General features: G+C 64.5%; 15 protein-coding genes. 13 read left to right on the top strand and 2 right to left on the bottom strand.

Annotated features, from left to right (window positions below; translation table 11 throughout):
- Nucleotides 1-125: 125 nt before the first annotated feature.
- Together JQ587_RS00285 and JQ587_RS00280 are read right to left on the bottom strand one after the other, a co-directional pair.
- On the bottom strand, nt 126-2,696 hold the full coding sequence (locus JQ587_RS00285; RefSeq protein ID WP_212424078.1) for an ABC transporter permease: 2,571 nt from the start codon (nt 2,694-2,696) through the stop codon (nt 126-128).
- Nucleotides 2,693-3,415 (bottom strand): ABC transporter ATP-binding protein, encoded by a 723-nt coding sequence (locus JQ587_RS00280; RefSeq protein ID WP_212303167.1) that lies wholly within the window; start codon nt 3,413-3,415, stop codon nt 2,693-2,695. Before JQ587_RS00280 ends, JQ587_RS00285 begins: the two co-directional genes overlap by 4 nt.
- A gap of 55 nt (nt 3,416-3,470) precedes the next feature.
- Between JQ587_RS00280 and JQ587_RS00275 the strand changes: the two genes are divergently transcribed.
- The 13 genes from JQ587_RS00275 to JQ587_RS00215 all read left to right on the top strand — a co-directional run bounded on the left by JQ587_RS00275 (nt 3,471) and on the right by JQ587_RS00215 (nt 17,977).
- Entirely contained in the window at nt 3,471-4,106 is a 636-nt protein-coding gene (locus JQ587_RS00275) for an arylesterase (RefSeq protein ID WP_212303166.1), read from the top strand.
- Nucleotides 4,107-4,280: 174 nt separating this feature from the next.
- A complete protein-coding gene (thpR, locus tag JQ587_RS00270) occupies nt 4,281-4,817 on the top strand; it encodes an RNA 2',3'-cyclic phosphodiesterase (RefSeq protein WP_212303165.1) in 537 nt (178 codons plus the stop codon).
- Nucleotides 4,818-5,032: 215 nt separating this feature from the next.
- The gene (gene zapE / locus JQ587_RS00265; protein ID WP_212303164.1) at nt 5,033-6,220 is read left to right on the top strand and encodes a cell division protein ZapE; all 1,188 of its coding nucleotides are present in this window, start codon (nt 5,033-5,035) and stop codon (nt 6,218-6,220) included.
- 253 nt (nt 6,221-6,473) lie between these two features.
- Nucleotides 6,474-7,442 (top strand): malate dehydrogenase, encoded by a 969-nt coding sequence (gene mdh / locus JQ587_RS00260; RefSeq protein WP_091893088.1) that lies wholly within the window; start codon nt 6,474-6,476, stop codon nt 7,440-7,442.
- Between the two features lie 220 nt (nt 7,443-7,662).
- Nucleotides 7,663-8,859, top strand: coding sequence for an ADP-forming succinate--CoA ligase subunit beta (gene sucC / locus JQ587_RS00255; protein WP_212424077.1), 1,197 nt, complete (start codon nt 7,663-7,665; stop codon nt 8,857-8,859).
- A gap of 4 nt (nt 8,860-8,863) precedes the next feature.
- A complete protein-coding gene (locus JQ587_RS00250) occupies nt 8,864-9,343 on the top strand; it encodes a DUF1579 family protein (RefSeq protein ID WP_212303162.1) in 480 nt (159 codons plus the stop codon).
- A gap of 35 nt (nt 9,344-9,378) precedes the next feature.
- Nucleotides 9,379-10,263, top strand: a complete 885-nt coding sequence (gene sucD, locus JQ587_RS00245; protein WP_212303161.1) for a succinate--CoA ligase subunit alpha — start codon at nt 9,379-9,381, stop codon at nt 10,261-10,263.
- A gap of 135 nt (nt 10,264-10,398) precedes the next feature.
- Complete coding sequence (locus JQ587_RS00240; protein ID WP_212424076.1) at nt 10,399-13,356, top strand: 2-oxoglutarate dehydrogenase E1 component; 2,958 nt, start codon at nt 10,399-10,401, stop codon at nt 13,354-13,356.
- A 164-nt stretch (nt 13,357-13,520) separates the two neighbouring features.
- Nucleotides 13,521-14,756, top strand: coding sequence for a 2-oxoglutarate dehydrogenase complex dihydrolipoyllysine-residue succinyltransferase (odhB, locus tag JQ587_RS00235; protein ID WP_212303159.1), 1,236 nt, complete (start codon nt 13,521-13,523; stop codon nt 14,754-14,756).
- A 12-nt stretch (nt 14,757-14,768) separates the two neighbouring features.
- Nucleotides 14,769-15,155 (top strand): hypothetical protein, encoded by a 387-nt coding sequence (locus JQ587_RS00230; RefSeq protein ID WP_212424075.1) that lies wholly within the window; start codon nt 14,769-14,771, stop codon nt 15,153-15,155.
- A gap of 50 nt (nt 15,156-15,205) precedes the next feature.
- A complete protein-coding gene (locus JQ587_RS00225; protein ID WP_212424074.1) occupies nt 15,206-15,955 on the top strand; it encodes an SDR family oxidoreductase in 750 nt (249 codons plus the stop codon).
- Nucleotides 15,956-16,011: 56 nt separating this feature from the next.
- Nucleotides 16,012-17,412: a dihydrolipoyl dehydrogenase gene (gene lpdA / locus JQ587_RS00220; RefSeq protein ID WP_212303157.1), complete on the top strand. Its 1,401-nt coding sequence runs from the start codon at nt 16,012-16,014 to the stop codon at nt 17,410-17,412.
- 34 nt (nt 17,413-17,446) lie between these two features.
- Nucleotides 17,447-17,977 (top strand): hypothetical protein, encoded by a 531-nt coding sequence (locus JQ587_RS00215; RefSeq protein ID WP_212303156.1) that lies wholly within the window; start codon nt 17,447-17,449, stop codon nt 17,975-17,977.
- Nucleotides 17,978-18,016: the final 39 nt, after the last annotated feature.

Below are 18,016 nucleotides of genomic sequence, written 5' to 3'. Positions count from 1 at the left end.
CAACCGTCCACGCGCGGCCGAATGTCGCCCTCCACCTGCATTCCTGACGAGAACCTGACAAGCAGACGTGGTTAACCGCAGGAATCGTGCGATTTCGATCCAGTGCCGCCAACCGCTACCTTTTGTCACAAATTCCGCAACACCGTGGCGGGCTTCTTGTTCAACGCCAGGAGCGTGCCGGCGAGCCCAAGCCCGACCGTGACGACCAGGGCGGCCGCGACCACGCCCGCTGCGCTGCCGGCCTGCCAGACGAAAGTCAGCGTCATCAGCCGCGTCACGATCATCCAGGCTGCGATGCTGCCGGCGATCACGCCGAAGACGGCGGTGGCAAAGCCGATCAGGAGATATTCGAGCGCGTAGGCGCCGAGCAGCCGCAGCCGCGTGGCGCCGAGCGTCTTCAGGATCACCGCATCATAGACCCGGTGGCGATGGCCGGCGGCGAGCGCACCGCCGAGCACCAGGATCGCCGAGATCAGGGTCACGGCGCTGGCGCCGCGAATCGCGAGCGCGAGATTGGTCACGACCGAGCCGACGGTTTCCATCACCTCGCGCACGCGCACGCTCGTCACCATCGGAAAGGCGTCGGCCACCTGCTTGATGATCTTGCCGTCGCCGGACGCATCCCCGCCGGCTTCGGTCAGCGTCGCGATGTGGGTATGCGGTGCGCCCTTGAAGGCGTTGGGCGAGAACACCAGCACGAAATTGATGCCGAGCCCCTGCCAGTCGATGGTGCGCAGATTGCCGATTTTCGCCGGGATGTCGCGGCCGAGCACGTTGACGACGATTTCGTCGCCGAGCTTGAGGCCGAGCCCGTCGGCGATCTTCTTCTCCATCGAGACCAGCGGCGGTCCGGAATAGTCCGCACGCCACCACTCGCCTTCGACCACCTTGGAGCCCTTCGGAAGCTCGCCGGTATAGGTCAGGCCGCGATCGCTTTGTAGCACCCATTCGGAATCGGTGGTGGGCTTGAGGTCTTCGGCGCGCACCCCGCCGGCGGCGACGATGCGCCCGCGCAGCATCGGCACGTCCTCGACCTTCGCACCAGGGGCGATCTGGCGCAGATAGCCGTCGAACTCGGCGGCCTGCGGGCTCGGAATGTCGATGAAGTAGAACGACGGCGCTCGATCGGGCAGCGCGGCGAGAAACTGCCGGCGCAGATTGCCGTCGATCTGGGTGATGGTGACGAGCACGGCGAGGCCAAGGCCAAGCGACAGCACGACCGACGGCGTCAGCGCGCCCGGCCGGTGGATGTTGGCGATCGCCAGCCGCAGCATGGTGAAGCGCGTGCGCGGCAGACGCCGCGCGATCGCCATCAGCACGGCGGCGACGCCGCGCAGCACTGCGAACACGACGACGGAGGAGACCACGAACACCGCGGCGATGCGCTTGTCGAAGGACAGTCCGATCACCACGGCGACGAGCAGCGCGACGACGACGGCCATCAACACGAGATAGCTCCAGCGCGGGCGATGCCATTCCGAGCTGATGGTGTCGCGGAACAGCGCGGCGACCGGGACGTCATGCACGCGTCCGAGCGGCCACAGCCCGAAGGCGAGCGCGGTCAAGAGGCCGTAGACGAAGGACAGCGCGAGCTCGTCGGCATGCACGGCCGGCACCACCGGCAGCGGCAGCAGTTTTCCGAACAGGCCGACGATGGCAAACGGCATCACCGCGCCGAGCGCGAGGCCAATGACGGAGCCGATCGCGGCGAGCAGGACGACCTGCGCGAGATAGATGCCGAACACGTCGCGGCCCGTCGCGCCCACGGCCTTGAATGCCGCGATGACCTCGAGCCGGCGGTCGATATGGCTCTTCACCGCGTTGGCGACGCCGACACCGCCGACGAGGAGCGCCGCGAGGCCGACCAGGGTCAGGAATTGCGTGAAGCGGCCGATATTGCGCTCGAGCTGCGGCGAGGCATTGGAGCGGCTGCGGACCTCCCAGCCGGCCTGCGGCGCGGCGTTGCGCGCATCCGCGATGAAAGCGTCGGTGGCGCGGTCGCTGTTGGCGGTGTCAGGCAGTTTGACGCGGTAGACCCAGCGCACCAGGCTGCCGGGCTGGATCAGGCCGGTGGCGCGCAAGGCCGCCTCGCTGATCAGGAAGCGCGGACCAAAACCGATGCCGCCGGCGAGCTTGTCGGGCTCGGCCTCGACGCTCGAGCGGATCTGGAAGGTCGCAGATCCAATGGTGACGCGGTCGCCGACCTTCAGCGAGAGCCGCGCCAGCAGCGTCGGATCGGCGGCCGCGCCGAATGCGCCGTCACGCACCGCGAGCAGATCGGACAACGGCAGCGGCGGCGCCAGCGTCAATTGGCCCAGCATCGGATAGGTGTCGTCGACCGCCTTCATCTCGACCAGCGCCAGCTTGCCGTCGGCCGAGCGCGCCATGCCGCGCAGGGTGGCCGCTGTCGAGACCGTGCCGCGCGAACGCAGGAAGGCGACTTCCTCCGGTTTCGCCTCGCGCTGGAACAACACGAACGACACGTCGCCGCCGAGCAACGTGCGGCCCTCACGTGCGAGGCCGTCGCTCAGGCTCGCCGAGACCGAGCCGACGCCGGCAATCGCCATCACGCCGAGCGCGATGCAGGCGATGAAGACGTAGAAGCCGCGCAGGCCCCCGCGCAATTCGCGCAAGGCATAACGCAGCGACAAGGCAATGCCGTTCGGCTTCGCAAACGGTTCGACGGCGATGCTCATGCTTTGGTCGTCTGCGTGTCGATGCGGCCCGAGCGCAGCCGGATCACGCGATCGCAGCGATGCGCGAGCGAGGAATCGTGCGTGACCAGCACCAGCGTCATGCCGCGCTCGGCATGCTTGGTGAAGAGCAGATCGACGATCTGCTTGCCGGTGGCCTCGTCGAGATTGCCGGTCGGTTCATCGGCGACGAGGATGGCGGGATCGGGCGCCAGCGCGCGCGCGAGCGCGACGCGCTGCTGCTCGCCGCCGGAGAGTTGCGTCGGATAATGATGCAGGCGATCGCCGAGCCCGACCGATTGCAGCTCCTCGGCCGCGCGCTTGCTGGCGTCGGGATTGCCGGCGAGCTCGAGCGGCACGGCGACATTCTCCAGTGCCGTCATGGTCGGGATCAGATGGAAGGACTGGAAGACGATGCCGACCTGGCGGCCGCGGAAGCGGGCCAGCGCGTCCTCGTCGAGGGCATTGAAAGGCGTGCCGTTGACTACCACCTCTCCGCTATCAGGACGCTCCAGCCCCGCCATCACCATCAGCAGCGTGGATTTGCCCGAGCCTGACGGGCCGATCAGGCCGATCGTCTCCCCCGAGCCGACGCGCAAGCTGATATCCTTGAGGATGTGAACGCGTGCCGCGCCCGACCCCAATGACAGATTGACGTTGGAGATGGCGATGGTGTCCGGCACGGTGCCGGCGAGCGAAGAGGTTTCGATGCGACTGTCCATGGTCCGGTCATATGGCAACTCCGCTGGCGCGGTCGAGAGGCGTTACGGATTGTTCATGCACATAGCCGTGTTGATGCTCGCTTTGATGACGCTCGCCCATCCGGCTTGGGCGGACACGACAAAACCGATCAAGCTTGTCGTTTTAGGCGATTCCTTGAGTGCCGGTCTCGGCCTCCCGGCCCAGGATGCGTTTCCGGCCAAGCTGCAAAAAGCCTTGCAGGCCAAAGGTATAGCCGTCGACATGACCAATGCCGGCGTGTCGGGTGACACCTCGTCCGGCGGCCGCGACCGGCTCGACTGGTCGGTGCCGGATGGAACTGAGGGTGTGATCCTCGAGCTCGGCGCCAATGATGCGATGCGCGGCATCGATCCCGACTTGACGCGGGCGGCGCTGACCGACATCGTTCAGCGTCTGAAGGCGCGCAAGATCGCGGTGATGCTGTGTGGCATGCTGGCGCCGCCGAATTTCGGCGCCGACTATGGCGCGCGCTTCAATTCGATTTATCCGGATCTGGCGAAGCAGTTCGACGTGCCGCTCTATCCGTTCTTCCTCGACGGTGTCGCGGCCGACGCCAGGCTCAACCAGGCCGACGGCATTCACCCGACCGCCGAAGGCGTCGACATCATCGTCAACAAGTTGCTGCCCACGGTGGAGGCATTCGTGCGCACGATCGGCGAGCAGCGCCGTTGAAAATCAGGCAACGCTAACCCTAACACCCGGGGTTTTCCCGGTGTAGCCTCGGCAACACTTCGCAGAGTCACACAACTGCGATAGGAATTAGAGTACAGATGATTCGTCGCCGGCTCTAAAATTTGGATATGATCCTTCCCAGGGATCGTGCCCAAGCATCGGGAGTGCGAAACGATGCCGCGTTTGTTCACTGGTCTGGAAATCCCGGCAGAGGTCTGCCAGACGCTTTCCAATTTGCGAGGTGGCCTTCCCGGCGCCCGCTGGATCGATCCCGAAAATTATCACGTCACCCTGCGCTTCATCGGCGACATCGACGGCGTCTCTGCCAACGAGATCGCATCGATGTTGTTTCGCGTCGACCGCAAGCCGTTCGAGGTGAAGGTGCAGGGCTTGCAAAGCTTCGGCGGCCGCAAGCCGCGCGCGGTGGTTGCCACCATCGCGCCGAGCAAGCCGCTGATGGATTTGCAGGCCGAGCTCGAACGCATGATGCAGCGGATCGGCCTCGATCCGGAGGGACGCAAGTTCATACCGCATGTCACGCTGGCCCGGCTGCACGACGCCACCGACCGGGACGTCGCCGACTATCTCTCGATCCGCGGTTACTTCCCGAGCAAGGCGTTCACGGCCGAACGTTTCGTGCTGTTCTCGTCGCGCGCATCGACCGGTGGCGGCCCGTATGTGGTCGAGGATGCCTACGAATTGTGTGAGTAGCTCCCTCTTCACCTCGCCCCGCCTGCGGGGAGAGGTCGGATCGCTCTTGCGATCCGGGTGAGGGGGTACCGGTCTCACCGCGATCTCAAGCGTTGAGAGGGGCCCCTCACCCCAACCCTCTCCCCGTAAGAACGGCGCGAGGGAGAAGAAAGCGCATAGCGCCCCGCACCATTTGACGGCTTGCAATTTCCGCCGGTCTCTGGCGGTAAAGGGCGATGCTCTCCACCCAAAATTCCTCCTTCAGCGACGCGTATCAGGCCCAGATCGCCTCCGGCGCGATCGAGCCCGATGCCGCGCAAGCCGAAGTCGCCGAGGCCTATGCCGCGCTGGATCTGCGGCTCGCGAACTACAAGCCGCAGCGCAAGCAGGGCCTGCTCGCCCGCCTGTTCAGCAACAATGACAAGGATGAGGCGCCGCGGGGGCTGTACATCCACGGCGAGGTCGGTCGCGGCAAGACCATGCTGATGGATCTGTTCTTCCAGCACGCAACCGTCGAGCACAAGCGCCGCGCGCATTTCCATGAATTCATGGCCGACGTGCACGAGCGCATCTACGATTATCGCCAGGGCATCGCGCGCGGACAGATCCCGGATGGCGACGTCATCGCGCTGACCGCGAACGCGATCTTCGAGGAAAGCTGGCTGCTCTGCTTCGACGAATTCCACGTCACCGACATCGCGGATGCGATGATCCTCGGGCGCCTTTTTGCAAAGCTGTTCGAGCTCGGCACCGTCGTGGTCGCGACCTCCAACGTCGCGCCCGACGATCTCTACAAGGGCGGGTTGAACCGCGCGCTGTTCCTGCCCTTCATCAAGCAGATCAACGACCACATGGACGTCTCGCGGCTCGACGCGCGCACCGACTTCCGGCTGGAGAAGCTTCAGGGCGTGCCGATGTGGCTGACGCCGGCGGACGGCGATGCCGACGCCGCGCTCAATCGCGCCTGGGCAAAGATGACCGGCAACGCCAAGTGCAAGTCGCGCGACATTTCGATCAAGGGCCGCATCCTGCACGTGCCGTGCTCGGCCCATGGCGTCGCGCGGTTCTCGTTCGCCGATCTCTGCGAGAAGCCGCTCGGTGCATCCGACTACCTCAGGCTGGCGCACGACTATCACACCATCCTGGTCGACCATATTCCAGTGATGGATTTCTCCCAGCGCAATGCGGCCAAGCGCTTCATCACGCTGATCGACACGCTCTATGACAATGCCGTGAAGCTGATGGCGTCCGCCGACGCCAACCCGATCTCGCTCTACCTCGCCACCGAGGGCAACGAGGCCATGGAGTTCAAGCGGACCTCGTCGCGCCTGATCGAAATGAGCTCGGAATCCTACCTGGCGCTGGCTCACGGCCGCAAGGATTCCACCGCCAGCGGCTCGACCAAGGGCCTGGTGGAGACTTAAGTCCTATTCTTGTTTCAGATAGCGCTGTCATTTCGGGGCGCGCGAAGCGCGAGCCCGGAATCCATACTCCCGATGGTGGTTATGGATTCCGGGCCTGCGCCGGTCGGCGCATCCCGGAATGATGGACCGGTATGCTGGCTGCTATCTCGGCACGCCCGACAATTGGGCATCCACCGACTTGAACGGCGGAGGCGAAAGGGATAACCACCCTCTCAGTTTTCCCCTCCTTAACGTGTCTAAAGGACAGGTTCACATGGCGCGCGACAAGATTGCTTTGATTGGCTCCGGTCAGATCGGCGGAACGCTGGCTCACCTCATCGGCCTGAAAGAACTGGGCGACGTCGTGATGTTCGACATCGCCGAGGGCGTGCCGCAGGGCAAGGCGCTCGACATCGCGCAGTCCTCGCCGGTCGACGGCTTCGACGCGCATTACAGCGGCGCCAATTCCTACGAAGCGCTCGACAACGCCAAGGTCTGCATCGTCACCGCCGGTGTGCCGCGCAAGCCCGGCATGAGCCGCGACGATCTCCTCTCCATCAACCTCAAGGTCATGGAGCAGGTCGGTGCCGGCATCAAGAAGTACGCCCCCGACGCGTTCGTCATCTGCATCACCAACCCGCTCGACGCCATGGTCTGGGCGCTGCAGAAGGCCTCGGGCCTGCCGCACAAGAAGGTCGTCGGCATGGCCGGCGTGCTCGACTCCGCGCGCTTCCGCTATTTCCTGGCCGACGAGTTCAACGTCTCCGTTGAAGACGTCACCGCCTTCGTGCTCGGCGGCCATGGCGACACCATGGTGCCGCTGGTGAAGTACTCCACCGTCGCCGGCATTCCGCTGCCCGACCTCGTCAAGATGGGCTGGACCTCGCAGGCGCGCCTCGACGAAATCGTCGACCGCACCCGCAACGGCGGCGCCGAGATCGTCAATTTGCTCAAGACCGGCTCGGCGTTCTACGCTCCCGCCGCATCGGCAATCGCGATGGCGGAGAGCTATCTGCGCGACAAGAAGCGCGTGCTGCCCTGCGCCGCCTATCTCAACGGCGAGTACAGCGTGAAGGACATGTATGTCGGCGTGCCCGTTGTGATCGGCTCCAAGGGTGTCGAGCGCGTCGTCGAGATCGAGCTCGCGGGCAAGGACCGCGAGGCCTTCGACAAGTCAGTCGGTGCCGTGCAGGGCCTCGTGGACGCCTGCAAGAAGATCGCCCCCGATCTTCTCGGCCGCTAAGGGCAAACAATCCCGCCGAAGGCCAAAAACGGGTCTTCGGCGGTTTCATTTCCGGACCTCGCTGCATTCCTCACTGAAGGCTGGCGGGTTCCGGGTTCGGCAGTCCAGAGATCTCGAAGTCAAAGAATCCGGGTTGCAGTTCCTGTGGTATATGGTATGCCAGCCACAAGACTGACGTGGGCCCATGGGGTCACCGCCCGCGGGTTCAGGGAGCGACCATATGAATATTCATGAATATCAAGCCAAAGCGCTGCTGAACGAGTTCGGCGTCCCGATCTCCAAGGGCGTGCCGGTCCTTAAGGCCACCGACGCGGAAGCTGCCGCCAAGGCTCTTCCCGGTCCGGTTTACGTGGTGAAGAGCCAGATCCACGCTGGCGGCCGCGGCAAGGGCAAGTTCAAGGAAGCTTCAGCCGGCGACAAGGGCGGCGTCCGCATCGCCAAGTCCGCCGCGCAAGTCTCCGAATTCGCTAAGCAGATGCTCGGCGCCACGCTGGTGACCGTGCAGACCGGCCCGGCCGGCAAGCAGGTCAACCGCCTCTACATCGAGGACGGCTCCGACATCGACAAGGAGTTCTATCTCTCGATCCTGGTCGACCGCGAGACCTCGCGCGTCTCCTTCGTCGTCTCGACCGAAGGCGGCGTCAACATCGAGGACGTCGCGCACAACACGCCCGAGAAGATCGTCACTTTCTCGGTCGATCCCGCGACCGGAATCATGGGACACCATGGCCGCACCGTCGCCAACGCGCTGAAGCTTTCCGGCGATCTCGCCAAGCAGGCTGAGAAGCTCACCGCGCAGCTCTACGCGGCCTTCGTCGCCAAGGACATGTCGATGCTGGAGATCAACCCGCTGGTCGTGACCAAGCAGGGCCAGCTCCGCGTGCTCGACGCCAAGGTGTCGTTCGACGACAACGCGCTGTTCCGCCACCCTGAGGTGCTCGCGCTGCGCGACGAGACCGAGGAAGACGCCAAGGAAATCGAGGCGTCCAAGTACGACCTCAACTACGTCACCCTTGACGGCAACATCGGCTGCATGGTCAACGGCGCCGGTCTCGCCATGGCGACGATGGACATCATCAAGCTCTACGGCATGGCGCCGGCGAACTTCCTCGACGTCGGCGGCAGCGCCAGCAAGGAGAAGGTCGCAGCCGCGTTCAAGATCATCACCGCGGATCCCAACGTGAAGGGCATCCTGGTCAACATCTTCGGTGGTATCATGAAGTGCGACGTGATCGCCGAGGGCGTCACCGCAGCCGTGCGCGAGGTCGGCCTCGGCGTGCCGCTGGTGGTTCGCCTCGAGGGCACCAACGTCGAGCTCGGCAAGAAGATCATCCGTGAATCCGGCCTGAACGTGGTGCCCGCGGACAATCTCGACGACGCCGCGCAGAAGATCGTGAAGGCCGTCAAGGGAGGCTAAGGCCATGGCCCAGGACCATCTCTCCGCATCATCTCCGCTCACCGAGCACATGCGCCTGTCGGCGTTCGCCGGCGAATGGAATGGTGAAGAGGTGGTCTTTCCGTCGCGCTGGACGGAAGGCGGGCCGGCCACGTCGCACGTCGTCGCGCGCATGGACCTCAACGGGTTCTACCTGATCCAGGACAGTGTCCAGATGCGCGAGGGCAAGCAGAGCTTCGCCACCCACGGCATCTTCACCTTCGACCGCGACGACCGGACCTACAAATTGTTCTGGTACGATTCACTCGGCTACACGCCGCCCTCGCCCGCTTCCGGCGGGTGGGTCGGCAAGACCCTGACGCTGGTGCGCGGCTCGCTCCGCGGCAATGCGCGCCACGTCTACGAGATCATCGACGACAATTCCTACTCGTTGAAGATTCAGTTCTCGCCGGATGCGGAAGGCTGGGCTGACGTGCTCACCGGCGTCTACCGCCGCATCCACTGACCTCTCACTCTGTTAGTTTCGCGAAAGCAGACCTCATGTCCATCCTGATCGACAAGAACACCAAGGTCATCTGCCAGGGCTTCACCGGCAAGAACGGCACCTTCCATTCCGAGGCTGCGATTGCTTACGGCACCAAGATGGTCGGCGGCACCTCGCCCGGCAAAGGCGGCTCGACCCATCTGAACCTGCCGGTGTTCGACACCGTGCGCGAAGCGCGTGAGAAGACCGGTGCGGATGCATCGGTGATCTACGTGCCGCCGCCGGGCGCCGCGGATGCGATCTGCGAAGCCATTGACGCCGAGATCCCGCTGATCGTCTGCATCACCGAGGGCATTCCCGTCGTCGACATGGTGCGCGTGAAGCGCTCGCTGATCGGCTCCAAGTCGCGCCTGATCGGGCCGAACTGCCCGGGCGTCATGACCGCCGGCGAGTGCAAGATCGGCATCATGCCCGCCAACATCTTCAAGACCGGCTCGGTCGGCATCGTCTCCCGCTCGGGCACGCTGACCTATGAGGCCGTGTTCCAGACCTCCCAGGAGGGCCTCGGCCAGACCACTGCGGTCGGCATCGGCGGCGACCCGGTCAAGGGTACCGAGTTCATCGACGTGCTGGAAATGCTCCTGGCCGACCCCAAGACCGAGTCGATCATCATGATCGGTGAGATCGGCGGTTCCGCCGAGGAAGACGCCGCCCAGTTCCTGAAGGACGAGGCCAAGCGCGGCCGCAAGAAGCCGATGGTCGGTTTCATCGCCGGCGTCACGGCACCTCCCGGCCGCCGCATGGGCCATGCCGGCGCGATCATCTCGGGCGGTAAGGGCGATGCCGGTTCCAAGACCGACGCGATGAAATCCGCAGGGATTACAGTGTCACCGTCGCCGGCGCGCCTCGGTCATACGCTTGCCGAAAAGTTGAAAGGCTAATTCACTTCTTCGTGCTTTTCCGGGCGAAGTTTCGCAGCAAATAGGGTAAAGGGTGCCTGTCGCGTCGAGCCCTGTCGGGGAGCTCGGCGCCAGCGCCGTTTGTTATGCGCGAACCGAAATCGCCAGGAACCCAGTATGTCTCGCCAGGACGCGAACGCAGCCTTTGCCCTGTCATCATTTTTGCAGGGCACCAACGCCAGCTACATCGACGAAATCTACGCCCGCTACGAGAAGGACCCATCCTCGGTCGACGCTGAGTGGCAGGAGTTCTTCAAGAGCCTCAACGACCAGCCCGCTGACGTCCGGAAGAACGCCGAGGGCCCGTCCTGGGAGCGCGCCAACTGGCCGCTGACCCCGAAGGACGATCTCACCTCCGCCCTCGACGGCAACTGGGCCGAGGTCGAGAAGACGGTCGGCGCCAAGATCGCCGCCAAGGCGCAGGCCAAGGGCGCCGACATCTCCTCCGCCGATCTGCTCCAGGCCACGCGCGACTCCGTCCGTGCGTTGATGCTGATCCGCTCCTACCGCATGCGGGGTCACTTCCACGCCAAGCTCGACCCGCTCGGTATCGAAGCCCCGCGCAACCGCGAAGAGCTCGACCCGCGCACCTACGGCTTCAGCGAAGCCGATTTCGACCGCAAGATCTTCCTCGACCATGTGCTCGGCCTCGAATATGGCAGCTTGCGCGAAATCACCGCGATCTGCGAGCGCACCTACTGCCAGACGCTCGGCGTCGAGTTCATGCATATCAGCAATGCGGCGCAGAAGGCCTGGATCCAGGAGCGCATCGAGGGCCCGGATAAGGAAATCTCCTTCACCCGCGAAGGCCGCCGCGCCATCCTGATGAAGCTGGTCGAGGCCGAGGGCTTCGAAAAATTCTGCGACACCAAGTTCACCGGCACCAAGCGCTTCGGCCTCGATGGCGGCGAATCCCTGATCCCCGCGCTCGAGCAGATCATCAAGCGTGGCGGCAATCTCGGCGTGAAGGAAATCGTGCTGGGCATGCCGCATCGCGGCCGCCTCAACGTGTTGACGCAGGTGATGGGCAAGGCCCATCGCGCCCTGTTCCACGAGTTCAAGGGCGGTTCGGCCAACCCTGACGCGGTCGAAGGCTCGGGCGACGTCAAGTATCACCTCGGCGCCTCCTCGGATCGCGAGTTCGACGGCAACCGCATCCATCTGTCGCTGACCGCCAATCCCTCGCATCTCGAGATCGTCGACCCCGTCGTGCTCGGCAAGGTCCGCGCCAAGCAGGACCAGCACGGCGATCCGCCGGACATGCGCATCTCCGTCATGCCGCTCTTGATGCACGGCGACGCTGCGTTCGCCGGCCAGGGTGTGGTCGCGGAGTGCTTCGGTCTGTCGGACCTGAAGGGCTACCGCACCGGCGGCTCCGTGCACTTCATCGTCAACAACCAGATCGGCTTCACCACCTATCCGCGTTACTCGCGCTCCTCGCCCTATCCGTCGGATGTGGCGAAGATGATCGACGCGCCGATCTTCCACGTGAACGGCGACGATCCGGAAGCCGTCGTGTTCGCGGCCAAGGTCGCGACCGAATTCCGGCAGAAGTTCCACAAGCCCGTCGTCATCGACATGTGGTGCTATCGCCGCTACGGCCACAATGAGGGCGACGAGCCGGCCTTCACCCAGCCGGTGATGTACAAGCGGATCGCCGCTCATCCCTCGACCCTCACGCTCTACTCCAAGCGCCTGATCGCCGAAGGTGTGGTCACCGAGGGAGAGGTCGACAAGCTGAAGGCCGACTGGCGCGCCCGGCTCGATGCCGAGTTCGAGGCCGGCACCTCCTACAAGCCGAACAAGGCCGACTGGCTCGACGGCAAGTGGGCGGGCTTCAAGATCGCCGACCAGGAAGAGGACGCGCGTCGCGGCGTCACCGGCGTCGATCTGCCGATCCTGAAGGACATCGGCCGCAAGATCACCAAGGTGCCGGACGGTTTCCGCGTCCACCGCACCATCCAGCGTTTCCTGGAAAACCGCTCCAAGGCGATCGACGGTGGCAACGGCATCGACTGGGCGACCGGCGAAGCGCTGGCGTTCTGCTCGCTGCTGAACGAGAACCACCATGTCCGCCTGTCTGGTCAGGACTGCGAGCGCGGCACCTTCTCGCAGCGCCACTCGGTTCTGATCGACCAGGAGGACGAGAGCCGCTACACGCCGTTCAACCATCTCGGTCACGAGCAGGGCCATTACGAGGTCATCAACTCGCTGCTGTCGGAAGAAGCCGTGCTCGGCTTCGAATACGGCTATTCGCTCGCCGAGCCGAACACGCTGACGCTGTGGGAAGCCCAGTTCGGCGACTTCGCCAACGGCGCGCAGGTCTTGTTCGACCAGTTCATCTCCTCGGGCGAGCGCAAATGGCTGCGCATGTCCGGTCTCGTCTGCCTGCTGCCGCACGGCTATGAGGGCCAGGGACCGGAGCACTCCTCGGCGCGCCTCGAGCGTTACCTGCAGATGTGCGCGGAAGACAACATGCAGGTGGTCTATCCGACCACGCCGGCGAACTACTTCCACGTGCTGCGCCGTCAGCTTCATCGCGAGATCCGCAAGCCGCTGATCCTGATGACGCCGAAGTCGCTGCTCCGTCACAAGCGGGCGGTGTCCCGTCTCGAGGAGCTCGCGAAGGGCACGACCTTCCACCGCATCCTCTATGATGACGCCCAGATGCTGCCGAGCGAAGCCATCAAGCTCGTTCCGGACGAGAAGATCCGCCGCATCGTGCTGTGCTCGGGCAAGGTCTATTACGACCTCTACGAAGAGCGCGAGAAGCGCGGCATCGACGACATCTATCTGATGCGCGTCGAGCAGCTCTATCCGGTGCCGCTGAAGGCGCTGGTGGCCGAGCTGTCCCGCTTCAAGAAGGCCGAAGTGATCTGGTGCCAGGAGGAGCCCCGTAACATGGGTGCGTGGCACTTCATCGAGCCCTATCTGGAATGGGTGCTGAACCAGGTGAACGGTGCGAGCAGGCGTCCGCGTTATGTCGGCCGCGCCGCTTCCGCCGCGACCGCCACTGGTCTGATGTCCAAGCATCAGGCGCAGCTGAAGGCGTTCCTGGACGAAGCATTGAGCTGAGCTTTTTCGAACTGCGTCATGCCCCGCCGACAAGGCGGGGCATCCAGCAAGACGTGACGTCCTCGTGAATGCGATGCGTCCCGGCTTGCTGGATGGCCTGCTTTTCGTCGGCCGTGACATCCGGAATTCATGACCGCATTGGCGATCCCCTTAAGGAAAAGACCATGACTGAAATTCGTGTGCCGACGCTCGGCGAATCCGTCACCGAGGCCACCATCGGCCGCTGGTTCAAGAAGGCCGGCGATGCCGTCGCCGTCGACGAGCCCTTGGTGGAGCTCGAGACCGACAAGGTCACCATCGAAGTCCCGGCACCCTCCGCCGGCACGCTGAGCGAGATCATCGCCGCCGACGGCACGACCGTCGCGGTCGGCGCGCTGCTTGGCCAGATCACCGAAGGTGCTGCTGGTGCAAAGCCCGCCGCTGCTCCCGCAAAGCCTGCGGCGGCCCCGGCTCCGGCTGTTGCCGCGCCGGCTCCCGCCGCAAAGGCGCCGCCGGCCGATGCGCCGCTGGCGCCATCCGTGCGCAAGCTCTCCGCCGAGAGTGGCGTCGACGCCTCGACCGTTCCGGGCTCCGGCAAGGACGGCCGCGTCACCAAGGGCGACATGCTTGCCGCGATCGAGCGTGCGGCCTCGGCGCCGACCCCGGTCAACCAGCCCGCCGCCGCCGTGCAGGTGCGCAGCGCTTCGCCGGCCGATGACGCCGCCCGCGAAGAGCGCGTCAAGATGACCCGCCTGCGCCAGACCATCGCGCGCCGCCTCAAGGACGTGCAGAACACCGCGGCCATGCTGACGACCTTCAACGAGGTCGACATGACCAACGTCATGGCGCTGCGCGCCCACTACAAGGATGCGTTCGAGAAGAAGCACGGCAGCAAGCTCGGCTTCATGGGCTTCTTCACCAAGGCCGTCGTGCAGGCGCTGAAGGACATTCCGGCCGTCAACGCCGAGATCGACGGCACCGATTTGATCTACAAGAACTATTACCACATCGGCGTAGCCGTCGGCACCGACAAGGGTCTCGTCGTGCCGGTGGTGCGCGATTGCGACCACAAGTCGATCGCCGACATCGAGAAGGGCATCGCCGATTTCGGTCGCCGCGCCCGTGACGGCCAGCTCAAGATCGACGAGATGCAGGGCGGCACCTTCACCATCACCAATGGCGGCATCTACGGTTCGCTGATGTCGACCCCGATCCTGAACGCGCCGCAGTCCGGCATTCTGGGCATGCACAAGATCCAGGATCGCCCGATGGTCGTCGGCGGCAAGGTCGAGGTTCGTCCGATGATGTATCTGGCGCTGTCCTACGATCACCGCGTGATCGACGGCAAGGAAGCCGTCACCTTCCTGGTTCGCGTCAAGGAGAGCCTGGAAGATCCGGCGCGGCTGGTGCTCGATCTCTGATCGAGACGCGTCGTGTCGTCGGATGAAGCCACAGCCCGTCCTCCCTGGATGCCGCCGGAGACTTCCGGCGGCGATGGCCCGCCATTGTGGGACCAGGACGAAGGCGATGGCCTCATCGGGCAACTTCTGCTGGCAGGGATTACTTATCTTGCCGCCGACGGAAGGACGGTGACGTCGCAGGTCCAGTGCTGGGGCCGGATCGTCAGCGCAGATCCCAAAGGGATCGCGATCATGTGCGAAGGAAAGACCTGGAACGGCCAGCGGATGACGTTGCCGCCAGACCTGCGGGCGCTCCAGGCAGCCAAGCCCGGCGAGTACAAGCTAAGCTCGACGGGCGAGACGGTCGTGAATCCCGATCTGACGACCAGTTGGACCATGATCGACTCTCCGAAGTCATGATCCCTGAGTATTGAGGCCGAGAAAATGCGCGTGAGACATTGGAGGCTGGCGTGACGGATAAGGTCGTTGTCATCACCGGCGGCAGTCGCGGCATCGGGCGGGCGACCGCGATTGCGGCGGCCGCGCGCGGCTACCGCGTCGTGGTCGGCTATGCCAGCAACAAGAAGGCCGCCGACGAGGTCGTCGCCGAGATCGAAGCCGGCAACGGCAAGGCGATCGCGGTGAAATGCGACGTCGCCGAGGAAAGCGACATCCTCGATCTGTTCAAGGAAGCCGACAAGTTCGGCACGTTGGGCGCGCTCGTCAACAATGGCGGAATTGTCGGCAAGAGCGGCGTGCGCGTCGACGAGATGTCGGCCGAGCGCATCCAGCGCGTGATGGCGGTGAACGTCACCGGCTCCATCCTTTGCGCGCGCGAAGCGGTGAAGCGGATGTCGACCAAGCATGGCGGCAAGGGCGGCGTCATCGTCAATTTGTCGTCGGTCGCCGCCAAGCTCGGCTCGCCCAATACCTATGTCGACTATGCCGCGTCCAAGGGCGCGATCGATTCCTTCACCATCGGCCTCGGCTATGAGGTCGCAGGCGAAGGCATTCGCGTTGCGGGCATTCGCCCTGGCCTGATCGACACCGAGATCCACGCCGCCGGCGGCGAGCCCGACCGCGCCCATCGTCTGGCCCACATGGTGCCGATGAAGCGCGTCGGCACGGCGGACGAAATCGCCAAGGCCATCGTCTGGCTGCTGTCGGACGATGCTTCTTACATCACCTCAGCCATTCTCGATGTGTCCGGCGGACGCTGACGCGCCGACGGACGCTGACACATCCTCATCACGCTAAACTTACGGGACTTTCTCTCATGGCTACCTACGATCTCGTCGTCATCGGCACCGGACCCGGCGGTTATGTCTGCGCGGTGCGCGCAAGCCAGCTCGGCATGAAAGTCGCCGTGGTCGAAAAGAACGCAACCCTCGGCGGCACCTGCCTCAATGTCGGCTGCATGCCGTCGAAGGCGCTGCTGCATGCGTCCGAAATGTTCGAGGAAGCCGGGCATTCCTTCGCCAAGATGGGCGTCAACGTTTCCGCGCCGAAGCTCGAGCTGCCGGCGATGATGAACTTCAAGCAGCAGGGCATCGACGGCAACGTCAAGGGCGTCGAGTTCCTGATGAAGAAGAACAAGGTCGACGTGCTCAAGGGCACCGGCAAGATCCTCGGCACCGGCAAGGTCGAAGTCTTCGCCGACGGCAAGTCGCAGGTGATCGAGACCAGGAACATCGTCATTGCCACCGGCTCGGACATCGCGCGGCTCAAGGGCATCGAGATCGACGAGAAGCGTATCGTGTCCTCGACCGGCGCGCTGTCGCTGGACAAGGTCCCCGGCAAGCTTCTCATCGTCGGCGCCGGCGTGATCGGCCTCGAGCTCGGCTCGGTGTGGAAGCGGCTCGGTGCCGAAGTCGTCGTCGTCGAATTCCTCGATCGCATCCTGCCCGGCATGGACGGCGAGATTGCAAAACAATTCCAGCGCATCCTCGAGAAGCAGGGCTTTGCGTTCAAGCTCGGCGCCAAGGTCACCGCGGTCGACACCTCGGGCAAGACGCTGAAGGCGACGATCGAGCCGGCCGCCGGCGGCGCCGCCGAGACACTGGAAGCCGACGTCGTGCTCGTCTGCATCGGCCGCGTGCCCTACACCGACGGTCTCGGGCTGAAGGAAGCCGGCGTTGCGCTCGATCCCCGCGGCCGCGTGCAGATCGATCCGCATTTCGCCACCAGCCTGAAGGGCGTCTATGCCATCGGCGACGTCGTCGCCGGCCCGATGCTCGCGCACAAGGCCGAGGATGAGGGCGTTGCCGTTGCGGAGATCATCGCGGGTCAGGCCGGCCACGTGAACTACGACGTGATCCCGGGCGTCGTGTATACCACCCCGGAGGTGTCTTCCGTCGGCAAGACCGAGGAAGAGCTGAAGCAGGCCGGCGTCGCCTATACCGTCGGGAAGTTTCCCTTTACCGCCAACGGCCGCTCCAAGGTCAACCAAACGACCGATGGTTTCGTGAAGATTCTCGCAGATGCGAAGACCGATCGCGTGCTCGGCGTGCACATTATCGGCATTGAGGCCGGCGAAATGATCCATGAAGCCTGCGTTCTCATGGAGTTTGGCGGCAGTGCGGAAGATCTCGCCCGCACCTGCCACGCGCACCCGACCCGCTCGGAGGCCGTCAAGGAAGCCGCGCTTGCAGTCGGCAAGCGGGCCATCCATATGTAGGCACGCGCCCAGCGCTGGATCGGGCGGGAAACATATGCTGCGCCGCCTTCTTCAACCGGTCTGGGTCCTGCTGGCGATCATCTTCCTGATCGAAGCCTGGCTGTGGGACCATCTCGAGCCGATCGTCGCGCGGGTCGTCGCACTGATCCCGCTCGCCCGGTTCAAGGCATGGCTGGCCGAGCGCGTCGACGCACTGTCGCCGGCGATGACGTTGATCGTCTTCGCCGTCCCGATCATCCCGCTGTTTCCGCTCAAGCTGGTCGGCCTGTGGCTGCTCACGCATGAATATTGGACCAGCGCGGTCTTCACGATCCTGTTCGCGAAGATGCTCGGCGTCGGCGTCACCGCCTTCGTGTTCGACGTCACGCGCGACAAGCTTTTGGAGATGCACTGGTTCGGGCGGCTCTACGAGCTCGTGCTGAAAGTGCGCGCCAAGGCGACCGAGCTGGTCGCGCCGGTCAAGCAGCGCATCCGCGAGCTGATCAAGGGCAACGGCGAAGGCTGGTCCTCACGCACGCTCCGTCTGATCCAGCGCTTCCGCAAGAGCGTGCACGAGGCGCGGTGAACCTTCTCGGGTGTCGTCCCGGCCTGGTGCGCAATTGCG

Origin of the sequence: Bradyrhizobium manausense (assembly GCF_018130615.1) — a bacterium.
Lineage (GTDB): Bacteria > Pseudomonadota > Alphaproteobacteria > Rhizobiales > Xanthobacteraceae > Bradyrhizobium > Bradyrhizobium manausense_A.
Note: the sequence above shows the minus strand (reverse complement) of the source record. Positions and strands in the feature narration are given on the sequence as shown.